A 16,636-nucleotide genomic window follows, 5' to 3' on the forward strand; every position below is an offset into this window, starting at 1 on the left:
TCGTCGCATCAGGAACATTACCCACCCCGGCTTAGGCTTTGATCAGCGTCCATGCACCAATCAGAATAAACCCTACCCCTGCGATGTAGTGCAACTGCTTCTCGCTGATGTAATCGGAAACAAAACTACCCGCCAGCACCCCGATCGCCGAGGTCGCGACCAACGCCAGCGATGCACCGATAAATACCGTCCACTTGCCGGCTTCTTTATCGGCGGCAAACAACATCGTGGCCAATTGCGTTTTGTCACCCAGCTCCGCGATAAACACCGTGGCGAAAACCGTCAGTAAAATTTTGTAATCCATCTTTATAATCCGAAAGTTAAATTTGAGTTAGATCTTTTACCGGTTGAATTTCATAATAGCAATGCTGTGGTAAAGGTCACAATGGAATTGCCCGCCAGCGTGCTAGTATAGCAACGCATGTTCGGCAGCACCCTTTAGTTCAATAACAACGCAGAGAATACGAAGCTTCCACCGGTACTCTCGCATTTTACCCAAGGAGAATCACCATGAATTCAACACCAAGCACAAGGCCTGAAGCAAATCGGATTTGTAATCTGATACCCTCGCGCGATACCGAGCGTGACTGGGGCATCAAACATGCTATCGCGGCCGGTGCTGTCGCCGCCGCACCTGCGGCTTTACCCGCCAGTGTGGATTTGCGTGCAGCCTGGTGGAATATCGGCAACCAGGAAAGCACCGGTTCCTGTGTCGGCTGGGCTTCCACCGATGGTGTAACCCGTTACCACATGGTCAAAGCCGGTAAAATCGTCCAGCCTGGCTTTTTGTCGCCGCGTTGCACGTGGATGGCGTCGAAGGAAACCGATGAGCTCGCAAGCCGCCCGGAAACCTTTATCGAAGAAGCCGGTACTACGCTGAAAGCAGCCATGGATATCCTGCGTAAATACGGCGCAGTCCCTGAAGCCATGCTGCCTTTTCACATTACGACCGCGATGTATCTCGGTGACGAAAACACCCTGTACGCCACTGCGGCAACTCGCCGCATTGCAGCTTACTTCAATCTAGGCAAAGACTTGAACAGTTGGCGCAATTGGCTGGCCACTCACGGCCCGATCATGGCCGGATTGAATGTCGATGCAACATGGGATAATGCCACGGCAACCCACGGCAAGCTTGATGGCTTTCAACCCGGCACTATTCGCGGCGGTCACGCTGTGTGCATCGTCGGTTACACGACGGACAAACGCTTCATCATCCGCAACAGCTGGGGCAAAACATGGGGAGATCAAGGCTTCGCCTATGCCAGCGAAGCGTACATCAATGCCGGTTTTTATAATGAAAGTTACGGCGTCACTGTTTAACCGGCGCTTGAATCATCGAGCACCCCATGACGGAAACACCATCATCCTTGGAGTGGATGCTCGTAACCGCACTGGTGGCGGTATGCCTCGTGTACGCCACAGGTGCGGCTTGTGAATCAATTCTGGAAAAGACTTTCCCACCCATGTTACTGGTAGCTGAAAAAGATAATGAGCGGACGATCGATGTCCGCCTCGGTGAGCGGATTCGAATCAACTTGCCGGAGAATGCGACCACCGGCTATCGTTGGGCGATTGATCGTTTCGATGAGGAATTCATCGAAACGATCGCGACAGAACCTCACTATACATCGGATGCCGTGGGTTCCGGGGGAGAAATCGAGTTCGTTTTTCAGGGCAAAAAAACCGGCTCCGGAGAAATCGTGCTGAAGCACTGGCGGCACTGGGAGGGGGATTCATCAATCACACAGCGCTTCCTGCTCCGTTGCAATGTGCAGTCGTAATTTGGCGCATCAAACAACGGTTCAGGCAAATCCCGCTTCATTCCTTCGGCCACTCAGAACGATCAGCCGAAGGAATGATCGCATTTTTACACACTGTACACCCGAATGACCGGTTATTCCTGCTTCATCTTCGAGCCGTACGCTCAACTTCATACCTAAACAGGCTAGAACTTGAACGTCACCATGGTGTAGCCGTAATTGGTGTCCTTCATGCCCGGGCTAAATGGAACCTTATCGAAGTAGTCACCCTTGAATAGATGGCTATAGCCAATGTCGAAGCTCACCCGTTTCAAGTAACTCCACTGCGGATCCCAGCCTACGCTGAGGTCCAGCATATTGCCCAAAAAACCACCGGCGCCGCCAGTCGGGTCTTGCAGGCCGCTGCCGACAAACGCGCCGCGTTTATCGGCCAACCAATAGGCGCGATGCGACATCATCAGGCGCACGGTAGGCGTGGGTACGAGCGTTGCACGGAATCCGACAGGTGACAACAGATTGGATGGGAAGAACGGCCCGAACATACCGGTCGGACCATACTCGACGCGGCGTTTTGCGTACAAAATATCGAAATTCTTGTTCGGATCGCGGTCTCCCGATGCGAAGTCGAATAAGTAAATAGCCCGCAACGGCATCGGCGTATTGAAACTATATCCGACCTCACCGTGGTGGCGATGAGCGAAAATACTTTCGCCCTGGGTATCACCGAACTGATACATGGATTCAATTTCATAATCCATGCTGCCTTTCGTCGGCTTGGCAAACAGCCTGAAACCCGTGGTCGACAAGTTGCGCCGTCTGAGATTATTGCCTTCGTTCAACTGCAAGAAATAGCCATCGAAGTTAGCCCAGCGTAAATCGCGGTTGGTCGCGTAAGCGCCGGAAAAGTAAGTTTCCGGGGTGTTCCAGTCTAGCGATGTCGGATCCCGCTGAACCGGCCGGGCGCCAAACACGCGCAGACTCCATTTTTGATCCGTATTGCCCATCATGAAGTGCAAGCCGTCGAACGCGGGTGTGAAGGGCCCCCAGCGATGTCCCCCTACCAGACGAGCTTCGCCAAGGTCCATCACAAAACGTCCGACTTCAAATTTTGCCGCATAGCCTGTGCCAAGAAAGTTTTTGTCGTGCAGACCGAGATGCAGTTGGGTAAAGTCGAAATGATTGGCCATCGTCGGGTTATGATCTTGTCCGTAACTGGCCATCGGAACACGGAAGTCAGTCAATTCAAGGGTGAACTTCAGAGGATCGATAATATTCTTGACTTCAAACAAAAAGCGAGTGCGTTGATTGACCTGATCGTTGAATCCCGGAATATTTCTGGTAAAGCCGTGATCGTATACGTCGTAACGCGTGCGGTGCTCGATCGCCACGTTAAGCCAATCCGGCGCCATTGCAGCTAGTGGCGTTTTATGCTCTTCCATTAATCTGGTCAAGCTATCGAAGTCGAAGCGCGTACTTCCCGGCGTGCCCAGCGCACTGAATGGTGCGCCATTGGTTCCATTGGCCGGCGCGGTTTTATTCTGAACGACAACGGATGGCTTTTTTGCCTTATCTGTCTCCGTTTTTTCCACTTCCGCCGCAAATAAGTGCGGACTCCATAAAAAACATCCAATAATGAAAAAGACTGTCCAACAAGTAAATTGAATATTTCTCCACGTCATTTTGATACCCCTCTCTTTTAGTAATTCTCAAGTAAAAATCTGACACAACCGATTCAACTCTTTCAAATATTACTTGGGGATAACAAGTGAAAAAATCCGTGTAAGCACCTAAGCGTAAACCCTTATTTGTTTAGGGAGTTGAATATTCAAAATGGAGGAAAAGACACTACAAAGTGCAAAACCGGATCAATAGCGCAATTTGTGGTTTAACGAATAATATCTGGAGGCAAATCCGGGAATACAGACTTTACCTTATTCGCCACAAGAAAACGCAATAATCACTTGAAACCACAGACAAATTGCGGAATAACAGAGAGGTGTGTATCCAATAAAGCGTGACAATTGGATAAAATAATCCCGGCTGATAACAGCCGGGATTCAATGTAGTACCTAGGAGTAAGTAGTTTTACTTGTGAAGTTCTGTATCATTCAGCTCAGTAAGAAGCGGCTGGCCCGATTGTCCATTGGCAATCGGAAATCAGGCACATACCCCCGAATTCTTTTAATCTGGGATGAAGTGCCGCAATAACCTTCTCTGCCTGCTTTTCTTCGCAGGCAAGTACTATCACGGCATTATTTTCCGCTAATGCATAATCCTCCGGATTGCGTTCACCGGTTGATCCCAATCCTCCCACTTTCTTTATCACGGTGAAACCGCGTACATTGGCTTGTTCAAGCAGTTCGCGCAGCTCACCTAACGATTCTTCATTGATGACGATCTCGATTCGCTTCATCGATATCAAGATTTCCGATGGTATTACCATGATTTTTCTCCAAAAATATTTATACCATTATTAGCGATGAACACTTACACCAGCGGGTAATAAGTTTCGTGCAAGTACTGGGCAGCCGCATAGTACATAGGAATACCGACCACAACGTTGAACGGGAACGTACATCCGAGCGACAAAGTCAGGTAGAAGGATGGATTGGCTTCCGGGATGGCAAGGCGCATCGCCGGCGGAACGGCGATATAGGAACAACTGGCTGCCAATACCGTCACCAATGTGATACCACCCACCGAGTAGCCCAGCAAGAAGTGACCCACGAACAAACCGCATGCCGCGCCAATCAATGGCATCGCTATACCGAAACCGACCAGAAAAACACCGACGGATTTAAATTCCGACAGTCTCTTGCCGGCTTCCATCCCCATATCGCACAGGAATACGCACAGGGCGCCCATGAAGATGAGTTCAAAGAAAGGCTCAATTTTCTTGTAACTGGGATCTGAAACCACCCAGCCAATCGCCATCGAACCGAACAACAGAAGAATACTGCCGTTGGTAAATGCTTCTATTATCAAGTGCTTATACATTCCTTTATCGGCTTTAGTAGCGCCTCCCATGATTTTCCGGGAATAGCCGGCCAGTACCAAACCGATCATGATTGCCGGCGACTCCATAATCGCCAGCATGATCACCGGATAGGCTTCGTACGTCACGCCGATACCGCCGAGAAACGCAACTGCGGTCATATAAGTTCCGGCACTAACCGAACCATAGTGCGCGGAAATGGCTGCAGCGTTGAGTGGATCGATTTTGCCAAGCGCCCGCAAAATAATATAAGCTACGATCGGCAAGCCGATACCGAATGCGAGCGCCGCCCACACCGCCGGAATGGCGGAGGCCATATCGGATCCGGCAAGCGCTTTACCGCCATGAAGCCCGATACCGATCAGCAGGTAAATAACAATCATCTTATGCATGTCGGGAGGGAATTTCAGATCCGACTTGATAAGACAAGCAAACATACCTAGCGCAAAGAATAGTATTGCTGGTACGAGCAGACTGGACAGAGACATGATTACACTCCTCTTATGCTAAAGTGGTTAAACGTAAGACTCTATGTGGATATCTTGGAGCATCGTTTTTAACCGCGACCGGATGCATCTTGACAATCGCCCGAACCGCACCCGCAGCGAATATTTTGTCCGGAAAAATTGACCGGGCAGATCGAGTGAATCGGTGAGCTGTTATTTTTCTATTCATTCTAATTTCTCCAAACTGTTGAAAGGTTTTATGGCGCGCAGGGAAAACACGTGATGACTGAGTTTGCGCCCTAACCCTGCCATCGAAATCCTACAGAAGAACAATAGGCGGGAATATTCGTGCTAACACGTAAGGGTAAATACGTAGGTATAAACTCTTATATACAAACAATTTATAGAAAATAATTATTTTTTATCGTAAGCTTTAGGGTGTCTCGTTTCTGAATTCAACAGCAGGAAAATAACGTGATTGCTACAACAGTTAAAGGCTTGAGTTTCTCGACGGTATTCGATGCGGCGGCGGATGCGATGCTGCTGGCTGAACATTCGGGTCACATCGTATCGGCAAACCCGATAGCGCAACAATTGCTGGGTTATACCGAGAATGAACTGAAAGGCCTGGCGATTGAAATACTGATCGCACCCCGTTACCGCAAGCAGTACCGCTACTATCAAAAACTATTCTTAAGCAAACCGGCCAAGCGTCCCTTCAGTGCCGGCAACGAGCTCGTCGCATTAAACCGCGAAGGCAAGGAATTGTTATTGGATATCAGCCTCACCCCTATGGAAGCAAGGCAAAAGCTGTATATCCTGATCATATTCAATATCGCCAACCGGCGCCTGGATACCGAGGAAGCGTTGCGCGCCAGCGAAGAACGGTTACGTTTGGCAAAACAAGCGGCAGGCTTGGGTATTTTCGATTACGATTTCAAGCACAATATCGTTTATTGGGATAAGCAGATGCGTAAGTTCTGGGGAAAATATTCTGAAAAAACGGTCAGTTATGAAGAATTTGTGGCTGCCATCCATCCGGATGACCGGGAAGCGCGGCAGGCAGCCATCGATAAGGCGATGGATCCCGCCAGTAATGGTGAATTCAAGTTGCAATACCGTGTCATCAATCCCGTCAACGGTGCCGAGCGCTGGATATCGGCGCGCGGACGGGTATATTTCGAAGGCGGGAATCCACACCGGCTGATCGGCGTCACCCGGGACGTCACCGAGCAGAAAATTGTCCAAAAAAAGCTGCAATTACAGCGCGATGAAACGGAAAGTATTCTTAAACAACAAGTGGCGGCGCGCACCGCTTCCGCAATTGCACACGAACTTAATCAGCCGCTGGCAGCAATTTCCGCGTACAGCGAGGTCGTACTGCATGCACTGAACACCAATAGCTTTAGTGCCGGCAATTTGCGAAGAGCGCTGCAAGGTTGTGTGGAACAAGCGCAGCGTGCCGGACGCAGTTTGCACGAGTTGTTGGCTTTTCTGCAGAAAGGCGAGCTGGTGACCGAACATTCCAATCTTGCCGAAGTCATCCACGAAGCGCTGAACATTGTCTACGACGACGGTTACGGGCGATTTCATCCGGTGCTGCATTTGCAACACGATCTTCCCGCCGTGCAATGTAATCGCACGCAAGTGCAGAAAGTGCTGGTGAATCTTTTCAGGAATGCGGTGGAAGCGATGCGCACCGTCGATTCGCCGACTTTGTCGATCACCGCGCAAGTACAAACTGTCAACGAAAAGAATGTTGCCATTGTGATAGTACAGGATAATGGGCCAGGGCTTGACCAGATCGCCGTCAAGCGCATATTTGAGCCTTTTTTTACCACCAAACCATCAGGCATCGGTATGGGACTTGTGATCAGCCGCGCCTTGATTGAGGCCAATGGCGGGCAACTGTGGGTGGATTACGATGCAAAACCGGGCGCTAAATTTCTTTTTACTTTACCGTTTATAACATGATCATGTATGAACCGACTGTTTTTATCGTGGATGACGACGCTGCCGTGCGCGATTCGCTGACATTGATGATCGAGCAAACCGGCATACGCGTGCAGTCATTCGAGAATGCAAAAGCCTTTCTGAACGCCTATCAGCCGAATTTCTTCGGTTGCGTCATCATCGACGTGCAAATGCCAGGAATGGATGGCTTGCAACTTCAGGATGAGTTGTCTTGGCGCAAGATTTTGCTGCCGATCATTTTCCTGACCGGACACGGCGATATTCCCATGAGTGTCAAAGCCATCAAAGGCGGTGCAATCGATTTTCTGACCAAGCCGGTAATCCGGGAAAAACTGCTGATTTGCGTGCGTGCCGCATTTGCCGAAGCCAAAAAGAGAATCAGCGATTTCACGCAGAATCAGGAAATTGCCAGCTGCCTGACAAAACTCACCCGGCGTGAGCGCGAGGTCATGCTGCTGGCCGTACAAGGGCGCTCGAATAAAGAAATCGGATCCTGTCTGGGCATCAGCTTCCGCACAGTGGAAATCCACAAATCCAAAATCATGCAAAAAACCGGCGCCAACAACCTGCTCGACCTCGCCCGTATCGCCCGGGAAAGCGAATTAGGCGAATAATCTGTGCCACCGCAGCTTGGTTCTGCTCAGATTCAAGGCGATACACGCATTTAGTTATTCTCAAATTTGAATCTTCGATTTGGTTGTCACTACTTACAGCGTTTTTCCTCGATTTACTGCAGCCTGATTGTGGATTTTCCACCAGTTCCCAGGATCTTCTCAATACGCCTGAAATGAATTTTTTACCAGGCATTCATAATCAAGAATAGTGGGGAAGGCAAGGTTCATGACGCTGATGGGCGTAAAATTGCGGGACCTCGACAGCGCCGTTCATAGGACGAAACAAGCCACATCGTGGTGACCGTAAATGGGTCAAAGGCTGGTCGCCTGAACAGATTGCCAATCGGTTACTGATCGACTTCCGAGGACAAATCCATGCGCATCTCTCACGAAGCCATCTATCAGGCTCTCTACATTCAAGGTCGAGGTGCCCTCAAGCGCGAGTTGGTAAGTTGTCTGCGCACGGGACGAGCGTTGCGCGTACCGAGAGCCAGGGCACAGGCTAAATCATGGGCTCATGTCAGCGAGGATGTCATGATCTCCAGCCGTCCTGCTGAGGTGGAAGATCGTGCCTTACCCGGGCATTGGGAAGGTGACCTGATCATCGGTCTGAATCGATCTGCAATTGGTACGTTGGTCGAGCGCTCAAGCCGATTTACCATGCTTATCCATCAGGTATCACAGTGAGACTGATCGATACCAATGTCCAGAGAGGTATTTTCTCTACCCTTATGAGAAATTGGATAACGGGATGATCAAACGATACCGAATCACTGGCGGGCACTGTCGCCAGTGCCCCAGGCGAGCAGATTGCTTACCCGAGTCGGCCAAAAACAGGGCTCGGTTTGTCTATCGAAGTCCACATCAGCATGAAATTGACAAGGTTCGTGTACGGCAAGAAACCAGAGCTTTTATCAGCAAGATGATATTGCGCAAATGGACGATCGAAGGATTATTCGCTGAAGCCAAGCAGTTTCACGGACTAAGACGTGCCCGTTACCGGGGATTACAGAAAGTATCGATTCAGGCTCTGATGACCGCAATGGCCCAAAACATTAAGCGAATCGTCAAGCAATCGCCAAGTATTTATTGGCTTTTGAAAAAATATCTGTCTCTCCGAGAAGAAATATTGAAAGTACAAAATTATCTAAATTACTTTAGACGCATACCAAAATTTTTTCCACATGAAGCAGTCTCGGCATAAAACTGGCTTTTTCAACAGGCCGTCTGAATTACTACATTCTTGAAACTCTTAATGAAATATGGCACATGCTCAAGGAAGCAACCATGAACGATCCCATGAATCACTCGACCAACCTTCACCTCTCCACTTTACTATAGCAAAATCTCAATAACCTCTACTTTTCAGTGGATCGGAATTCAAGGAGACTACAAGTTGTGCTTTGAAATTCTTCTCATTCTCTTTTTGATTCTCTTGTCAAAACCACAGCTGTTTATTAATCGTGATTCCCATATATATTTCAATATTGTAGATTATCGAATCATCACTTCGATCCAGAAGACACGATTGGTTTTCTATCATAGCAAGACACTCCCATACCACATGGAAAATCATCCCATATCTCCAACCCAGTTATATGGTTCTCCACTGATGCTCGCCCTCCACTATATGGGTTACTAACAAAAATCCGAGTTATAGGAAGATTGTAATCTCCCATATTCGACCCATAGTGATTGACAATCACTTCGCCGTTGACCGCCGCCCAAAAGCGCCCATTACTACCGCTTGACCGATGCCAGTAAACTTCAAATTTAGCCCATTTATCAATCGGCACAGGAACAATGCGATTAGTTTCTACCCAGTAATCGATCGGTGTAAACGGTCCATTGGCAACATTGTCTCCCTTTGTAGTCCAATAAAGTTTTTTGTCAGATCCTTTCATGACATAAACCGTGATACGGTAGTCACCACGCCACGTATCTAAATAGCCACCCGTCTTGAATGCAAATTGAGTACGCCAATTCGCTGTCGGTACTGTAATGTCCAATTGCGATTCCAAATCTGCCTGATACTTGAACCAGTAGGTAATGTATAAGTCATTGACATCACCCATTTTCCACGGTCTGTTGATTAATAATGGTGCCTGCGCCCCCCCCGTTCCTGTTACTCCTTTTATTTTAACTTGTTGGAAAAGCTCATTAACGATCTCCCCATTTGGCCCAGTTACTGACCTGATTTCATTGGTTATGTGATCACCAATCGTTGACGGTGTTATGGAACCGGCAGTTATCAATTGAATACCGGAGAAATTTGAGCCTAATGCAGAGACTGGCCAGCTATACCCGGTTTCTTTGTCAGTACCGATAATAGCTTGCCATGCTCCAGTAGCACTGAAGTTATATAGTGGTCCAAGTGAAATACCGGAACCAAGATTTGATCGAAAAAGCAAATTGGCTGCATACGTTGCAGGAGCAATAAAATTGATCAAGATAAATAACGATAACATAATGACTATAAGATTCATTTCAGGTTTAACGATACGATTCATACTGGATTTTTTGTCTGGGATAATATGTTGTAAGTACTGGAAACTTAGGCAGTGGTAATGACTGATATTAATTTTCATGTCAAAACATCCTGCTATGCAAAAAATTATGATCGATATACAAACGCATCATCCCCTATTTAGGATTTTATATTATTGATTTTCATTATTTATTTGCAGACTCTAATCAACTGACACACGCAAGAATTGATCACAAAAACTTAGGTAGATGCTTTGGTTTCATTCCCGCCAGAAGCATTTCCTGACGGGAATGACATTTCTCTAGAGCTTATTGACGAACAATCTTCCTCAATAAGTCACTAGCGCTGCGGTACTTACCGTGGATAAATTATCTTCAGCATCAAAGGCCTTAACTGTGTAACTATAAAGAGTTCCCTTGGCGGTACCTGTAATGACATCATTAAACTTATTTGTCGTAGTTACACCGATTTTTGTCCCATTCCGATAGATATTGTATCCTGCAACCGCCACATTATCCGAGGATGCACCCCACGTTAATGCAACACCGGCAGCAGTCGAATATTTTGATATTTTCGCAGCGACTGAGGAAGGCGCAGCTGGAGCTGCGGTATCGAAATTATAACAAGACATTCCCTCACCGCATGGAAAATCATTCCATATTTGCAATCCCGTTATATGATTGTCCACTGTAACATGGCCCCCGCTGTATGGATTGCTAACAAATATCCGGGTTATAGGTAAATTATAATTTCCCATGTTCGGTCCATGGTGATCAACAATCACTTCGCCGTTGACCGCCGCCCAGAAGCGTCCATCACTGCCACTGGACCGATGCCAATAAACTTCAAATTTGGACCATTTATCAATAGGTATTGGAACAACGCGGTTGGTCTCAATCCAATAATCAACCGGTGTAAATGGGCCATTGGCAACATTATCACCCTTCGTGAGCCAATAAAGCTTACCATCACCTCCCTTCACGACATAAACCGTGATGCGGTAATCTCCACGCCATGTGTCACCGTAACCTCCAGTCTTGAATTCAAACTGGGTACGCCAATTTGCCGATGGCACCGAAATATCCAATTGCGTTTCCAAGTCTGCCTGATACTTGAACCAGTAAGTAATGTACAAGTCATTGATGTCACCAATTCTCCATGGTCTGTTGATTACTAATGGTGCTTGTGATCCTCCCGTTCCTATATCTCCCTTTATTTTCACCTGTTGTGAGAGCTCATTGATCAAGCTTCCTTTGGGTCCAATAACTGGTGCAATTTGATTGGCTATATAGTTTCCAATCGTCGAAGAAGTAATAGGATCGACAGTAATCAACTGGACTCCGGAGAAATCCGAACCCAATGCGGAAACCGGCCAAGTATAACCGGTTTCCTTGTCAGTACCGTTAATGCTTTGCAATGCCCCATAAGTGCTGAAGTTATATAGCGGGCCAAGTGAAACTCCGGAGCCAAGATTCGATCTAAAAAGCAGAGTGGTAGCGGAGGAGCTTGAAGCGACTGTCAAATCAGCTGCAGTACCTACTAAAGAATAAAATGACAATCCAGCAAATAACGCCGTAATAATACCTTGCTTCACGATATATTTAATGGTGGATTGTCTTACTAATAAGACGCACATAATAAGTTTTAATAAAATAGCAGCTATAGACTGTAATTCTCGGCGACAAAAATTCAAACTCATAGTTTCTCCTTAGTTAAGATTTAGAACAATATCTAACTGATTAAATAAGATAATATCTTACACTCGTAATATCATTCATTGATTTTTCCAATCGTTGAGAGTAGACAATCGAATTTCACAACGAGTGGAATGGAATACTCTTCTTTTGATTACTTGCGAAAACTGTCATTTTGTAAAAATGAAGTCACGCAGTTTTTAGCTGGAGAGCTTGCAAAGATATATTTTGTTACAGCCTCAACTGCCGAGGCTATCAACAGCAGTAAATCATTGTATAATATTAAATAGTAGCCTTTCTTATCAAGAAGCTTCAGACTGAGTCATCCTTGATGGGTTTCAGATGAACCCACAAGTGCCACCCAAGAGCCCGCTCAAGCGGCAACCAATGCACTGGAAGCGGCGGTGCATGCATAAACCGCTTATATGAGCGAATGATTTTAAAATTTGGAAAATATTTCTCAACTTCCTGTAAATCATAAACTTTTGAATAAGGATTCAACGGACCGTCAGTGTTTCTGTGAATAAAATTATCCATGCTAAGGTAGTGAAATAACCCCATGGTATTCGCATTGGCAAGATGTTGACCATAAATCGAGTGCGGATCCGGTCTCATGAAATAAATCGCCAATAATCCTAATCTTCTGACTATGCTGATAGAAATTAAATAGTTCAGTGACCACTTCGCATAGAGCATTATGACCAATTCTCCGCTTGGTTTTAAAACACGATTAATTTCTCGCTGAGCAGTCAGGATGTCTGGTACATGATGCAAGACACCATGACTAAAAACGATATCGAAGCTGTTATCGTCGAAAGGAATCTGCAAAACGCTACCTTGCTTAATTGATTGATGGGGTAATTGCCGCAAGGAAAGCCGCGTTTGTACTCTTGCCACAGATTCCGGAGTAAGGTCAAGTCCTGACCAATGGGCTCCACGTCTTATGATCTGCTCGGAATCAGCACCCTGCCCCAGGCCGATCTCAAGTACCTGTTTCCCATCAAAATTGATATTATCCAAGCATTTGAGGATATGAGCTTCTTTTGTGTACCGAAACTTATCGTAATCGGTAAAGAAAGCCTCATAGTTTCCCCGGCGCTGTTCAAGACCACCAACCTGCATATCGCCACAAGGATTGCGATTCCAGAAGTCTTGAATGTCTGATTCATTCATCTTTCTTCTCCATGTATTTTTCACCAAGCATCTGCAAAAATTTAATTACAATACAGGCACCTGATAAATATAATTACCGAATATCTATCTTGGTTATTTTTAATCTAGAATTGACACTGGTCTTTTCTATTTTTACTAAGTCTTTTAATTATGAGGATTTTTAAGCATGCGTGCGTCAACAATGGATATCACTTAACTGCTATTTGGCCAAAACCAGCAGTGAAAAGCCCCCCAGGACCCTAACAGCCAAATCGTTATTCACTGAGAAAAACAATTTTCGCGGTAACTTCATTAAATTTGCTTTCCATCCCCTGTTTGGCAGTTCTATGGCACTATTTGTGTAAAAATAATCCACAATGTCGTACCCTGTATCTTTCAGGGTTTCCAATGCTGTTTCTTTTGTAAAGTAATGAATATGCCCAACTGATCTTCTGAGTGTAAGAATTGGCGATGCACGAAGCACCGTTTGAATCGAGAGGTCAAGAGGGATATGAAAAATCTTATATTCTGCCTTTGTTTTGAATTTTCTTAGAAAATCAAAATAATCCTCAATATGCTCAAATACATCAATCGCCATAGCAATATCAAAATACGTTGCATCATCCTCTAATAAATTGCCAAGCTTAAAAGTTAAATCTCTGCGGGTTCAATTCCCCGCCCCTTGGGGCGAAAGCTGGTTGAAAAACCAGCAGATTGAAGAACGCAGTTAATACCCCGCTGCTTGCGGCGGGGTGCTTTATTTGTGCTTTGATTTCTTGGCGCACAGTTCAAGTGCTTGCGGAGATATTTCATAACCGAAGAATTCTTTTTTATCGCCGTAGTGATTGGATAACTGGTTCAATACTTCCCCAGCTCCACACCCGATTTCACAGATCTTGTTTGGATGAAGAGAATTTTTCTCAATAATTTTTTTTATTTGTACTGCCTTCCATGGCGAATCTTCCTCATGCCAAGTAGGATTGTTTTCTCGATAGGTTCCATCACTATATATTTGAGCCACATCACCTCCTGTTCCGGTATAAATAGCTGTATTAGAGTTCGAAAAATTCCATCACAACAAATGAAGAGTCAGTCAGAGCATGCAGAATTCGATGTTTTCATATCGAACCGCAGTATTAAGATGCCAATAGCAATTCCCTCAAGAAAATAATACATCGTATGCGGCCAGTAACTTCGGTGCCTCATATTGCCACTCCAATTCATTCTTGACACGATTGCGACCAAATTCTCCCATTTGTTCCCGCAATTCAGAGTCATCCAGCAACCGCACAATTTTCAGAGCCATATCGACCGGATCATTTTTTTTCGCGTATAACGACGCATCCTGTGCAGAAACCCGGCCTTCGGTAAGATCGAATTGCACAATGGGCTTGCCTAAGGCCATATATTCCATGATCTTGTTCATTGTGGATTTATCGTTCATTTCATTGGCCACATCCGGATTTACACATACTTCAGCAGTATTGAGCATTTCTAGTAATTCCTGATCAGACACTCTACCGGTAAACGTAACGAAATCAGCGATATCCAGCTTAATGGTTAGTTGCTTCATTTCATCCAGCGATGTGCCGCCACCGACTAATCCAAAATGCACATCGGAACGCCCCAAATCTTTGATCAAATAACATGCGGCTTGCAATAGCAGATCAATCCCTTCCTGTGCCCCCATCACGCCGACATAACCGACCAAATACCGCCGTCCGTGTTTAAGTTCCCTCTTGGGCGGCAAGATACGCAAGCGATCCAGCTTAGGCCCGCTACGCACCACAAAAACTTTGGTTGGATCCATTCCGCCACGTTCAATCGCGATCTTTTTATAAGATTCATTGGTAGCGATCGAAACATCGGCGGTCTTAAATGTCCAGCGTTCGAACAACACCAGTAATTTATAAAAAAAATCACGCCGCCCGAACTTGGCTTCATAGAGCTCCGGATTGATATCATGGTGATCAAACAGAAACTTTTTGCGCATAAACAACTTAAAGAAACCGCCAATCAGAAACAATAAATCGGGCGGATTGCACGCGTGAATTACCTCGAACCCCTGAGAAAACTGCACTTTCCAGGTCAGCCGGAAAGTATGAAATAGCGCGACGGAGTATTCAATCAAGTAACCTTTAGCACCCTCGGCTTCGAACGGCAAACAATAACGATAAATATGAATTCCGTCAATGACTTCATATTCCTTCTCATATCCTTTACCCGTTGGACAAATAATGGAAACGACGTAACCGTTGTCATGCAGCGTTGTCGCTTCCTGCCATACTCGGCGATCAAAAGGGGAAGGAAGATTTTCGACTAAAATTAGTACCCGGCGTGGAGTAATAGACGGCATTGATCAGTTTCGTTGGTAAGCAATGAGAGATTTGGTCACCCCGAATACCCGCTCCTCCAGAATAGAAGCATCGGGAAAATAGAACTTCATATCTTTCATGATGGGTAAATACCAATCCGGAATGGTTTTCTTAATCCAGAACCGGTTGGTAAATCGGAACAGCGGTACCTGGAGTCTGCGCGGCAAGTAACTGACAAAAGGGAGCCAAGAGTGTGTCTCAAACGGAAACCAGCGATGAGGTGCTTGCACAAAATACCCTTTCCCCAGACGGCGGATCTCATTAGCGAACTCACGTTGATGCTGCTTTGCCGCATCCTGGAAACGGCGCCCCGAAACTAATGTCCATACTTCATCCTTCGGTACTGTGACACGCTCGATAACCGAAGAACAAAATACAATATCAAAGAATTTATCCGGAAAAGGTATTTGACCGATTTCCGGTATGACAACCGGAACAAATCCAAAATGCTCTGCCGCTTCATTGACAGCTCGTTCGTCAATGTCAGCCACATAGACATTTGAGGGCAACACCGGAGAATCTTCCAGTATCGCGTGAATGTGACTACCGTTCCAGCCACCCAAATCCAGTATTCGTGTTTCCGGAGAAAGCTTGAAATTGTCCAGAAACATTTTCGCTCGACGTTGACGAGAGCGAATACGAAACCGCGCAAGCATATTTTCGGGTTCTTCATTAATATATGATGGCTTATGCTTCATTATTTCTATCTCCTGAATTACCTGAGAGATTTCTTGACAATCCACAAAAGGAAAGTTCTCGATCAAGATTGGGTACAGTACCCAGTATCATAAAATCAGCACCGCCCCAGAAAGTGGACTTGGCTACAGCCCATGACGAACCGGGGGATTGTAGCATCAATGATGCCGCACTTGCGGCAATTAACGTTACAGTAGTGATTCAATATGGTATTTATCATCTTACTGAATACTTTAATCGATTCTTTTTGCAGTCCTTATTTTATTGAATTCAGCTTGCACACCAAGCTCGCTCCAAAAGTATCCACGTTGCTTCAGATTTCATTAAGGAAGTCCCTGCCACTTAATTTCCTAAGCCGCATTAACGAGACAGCTGAAATTCCGCTGCGATTGAATATCCTATTCTCTACTCGACGCTCGCCAAAGCGCGTATCGAATTT

The 16,636-nt window shown here is 46.1% G+C and carries 17 protein-coding genes and 1 pseudogene; 7 read left to right on the forward strand and 11 right to left on the reverse strand.

Features of this window, described 5'->3' with window-relative positions; all coding sequences use genetic code 11:
* Positions 1 to 31: 31 nt before the first annotated feature.
* Positions 32 to 304 (reverse strand): TMEM165/GDT1 family protein, encoded by a 273-nt coding sequence (locus HRU78_10375; protein QOJ24001.1) that lies wholly within the window; start codon positions 302 to 304, stop codon positions 32 to 34.
* A gap of 206 nt (positions 305 to 510) precedes the next feature.
* On the opposite strand from HRU78_10375, the gene HRU78_10380 reads away from it, so the two are divergent.
* Together HRU78_10380 and HRU78_10385 are read left to right on the forward strand one after the other, a co-directional pair.
* Positions 511 to 1,323, forward strand: a complete 813-nt coding sequence (locus HRU78_10380; GenBank protein ID QOJ24002.1) for a C1 family peptidase — start codon at positions 511 to 513, stop codon at positions 1,321 to 1,323.
* Positions 1,324 to 1,349: 26 nt separating this feature from the next.
* Positions 1,350 to 1,784, forward strand: a complete 435-nt coding sequence (locus HRU78_10385; protein QOJ24003.1) for a protease inhibitor I42 family protein — start codon at positions 1,350 to 1,352, stop codon at positions 1,782 to 1,784.
* Between the two features lie 164 nt (positions 1,785 to 1,948).
* Here HRU78_10385 and HRU78_10390 read toward each other — a convergent pair whose 3' ends face one another.
* From HRU78_10390 to HRU78_10400, 3 genes are all read right to left on the reverse strand, one after another.
* Positions 1,949 to 3,442, reverse strand: a complete 1,494-nt coding sequence (locus HRU78_10390; protein ID QOJ24004.1) for an alginate export family protein — start codon at positions 3,440 to 3,442, stop codon at positions 1,949 to 1,951.
* Positions 3,443 to 3,876: 434 nt separating this feature from the next.
* Positions 3,877 to 4,176, reverse strand: coding sequence for a transcriptional regulator (locus HRU78_10395; GenBank protein QOJ25016.1), 300 nt, complete (start codon positions 4,174 to 4,176; stop codon positions 3,877 to 3,879).
* A gap of 74 nt (positions 4,177 to 4,250) precedes the next feature.
* On the reverse strand, positions 4,251 to 5,246 hold the full coding sequence (locus tag HRU78_10400; protein QOJ24005.1) for a sodium-dependent bicarbonate transport family permease: 996 nt from the start codon (positions 5,244 to 5,246) through the stop codon (positions 4,251 to 4,253).
* 435 nt (positions 5,247 to 5,681) lie between these two features.
* Between HRU78_10400 and HRU78_10405 the strand changes: the two genes are divergently transcribed.
* From HRU78_10405 to HRU78_10420, 4 genes and pseudogenes are all read left to right on the forward strand, one after another.
* Positions 5,682 to 7,178: a PAS domain S-box protein gene (locus tag HRU78_10405; protein ID QOJ25017.1), complete on the forward strand. Its 1,497-nt coding sequence runs from the start codon at positions 5,682 to 5,684 to the stop codon at positions 7,176 to 7,178.
* Entirely contained in the window at positions 7,175 to 7,792 is a 618-nt protein-coding gene (locus HRU78_10410) for a response regulator transcription factor (GenBank protein QOJ24006.1), read from the forward strand. The genes HRU78_10405 and HRU78_10410 overlap by 4 nt, the downstream gene beginning before the upstream one ends.
* A 231-nt stretch (positions 7,793 to 8,023) precedes the next feature.
* Positions 8,024 to 8,464, forward strand: a pseudogene (locus HRU78_10415) (IS30 family transposase).
* A gap of 79 nt (positions 8,465 to 8,543) precedes the next feature.
* Positions 8,544 to 8,996 carry a transposase gene (locus HRU78_10420; GenBank protein QOJ24007.1) on the forward strand — a complete coding sequence of 151 codons (453 nt, stop codon included), beginning with the start codon at positions 8,544 to 8,546 and terminating at the stop codon, positions 8,994 to 8,996.
* A 301-nt stretch (positions 8,997 to 9,297) separates the two neighbouring features.
* Here the strand turns inward: HRU78_10420 and HRU78_10425 are convergent, their stop codons facing one another.
* The 7 genes from HRU78_10425 to HRU78_10455 all read right to left on the reverse strand — a co-directional run bounded on the left by HRU78_10425 (position 9,298) and on the right by HRU78_10455 (position 16,112).
* A complete protein-coding gene (locus HRU78_10425; GenBank protein ID QOJ24008.1) occupies positions 9,298 to 10,380 on the reverse strand; it encodes a hypothetical protein in 1,083 nt (360 codons plus the stop codon).
* 228 nt (positions 10,381 to 10,608) lie between these two features.
* Complete coding sequence (locus HRU78_10430; GenBank protein ID QOJ24009.1) at positions 10,609 to 11,979, reverse strand: hypothetical protein; 1,371 nt, start codon at positions 11,977 to 11,979, stop codon at positions 10,609 to 10,611.
* Between the two features lie 307 nt (positions 11,980 to 12,286).
* Positions 12,287 to 13,147 (reverse strand): class I SAM-dependent methyltransferase, encoded by an 861-nt coding sequence (locus tag HRU78_10435; GenBank protein QOJ24010.1) that lies wholly within the window; start codon positions 13,145 to 13,147, stop codon positions 12,287 to 12,289.
* Between the two features lie 199 nt (positions 13,148 to 13,346).
* Positions 13,347 to 13,724 (reverse strand): hypothetical protein, encoded by a 378-nt coding sequence (locus HRU78_10440; GenBank protein ID QOJ24011.1) that lies wholly within the window; start codon positions 13,722 to 13,724, stop codon positions 13,347 to 13,349.
* A 159-nt stretch (positions 13,725 to 13,883) separates the two neighbouring features.
* Positions 13,884 to 14,147 (reverse strand): methyltransferase domain-containing protein, encoded by a 264-nt coding sequence (locus HRU78_10445; protein QOJ24012.1) that lies wholly within the window; start codon positions 14,145 to 14,147, stop codon positions 13,884 to 13,886.
* Between the two features lie 138 nt (positions 14,148 to 14,285).
* Complete coding sequence (locus tag HRU78_10450; protein ID QOJ24013.1) at positions 14,286 to 15,482, reverse strand: glycosyltransferase family 4 protein; 1,197 nt, start codon at positions 15,480 to 15,482, stop codon at positions 14,286 to 14,288.
* Positions 15,483 to 15,485: 3 nt separating this feature from the next.
* A complete protein-coding gene (locus tag HRU78_10455; GenBank protein ID QOJ24014.1) occupies positions 15,486 to 16,112 on the reverse strand; it encodes a class I SAM-dependent methyltransferase in 627 nt (208 codons plus the stop codon).
* Between the two features lie 68 nt (positions 16,113 to 16,180).
* Here HRU78_10455 and HRU78_10460 point away from each other — a divergent pair, with 68 nt between their 5' ends.
* The gene (locus tag HRU78_10460; GenBank protein ID QOJ24015.1) at positions 16,181 to 16,465 is read left to right on the forward strand and encodes a hypothetical protein; all 285 of its coding nucleotides are present in this window, start codon (positions 16,181 to 16,183) and stop codon (positions 16,463 to 16,465) included.
* Positions 16,466 to 16,636: the final 171 nt, after the last annotated feature.

The organism is Gammaproteobacteria bacterium, from assembly GCA_015709635.1.
Taxonomy (GTDB): Bacteria; Pseudomonadota; Gammaproteobacteria; order Burkholderiales; family Nitrosomonadaceae; genus Nitrosomonas.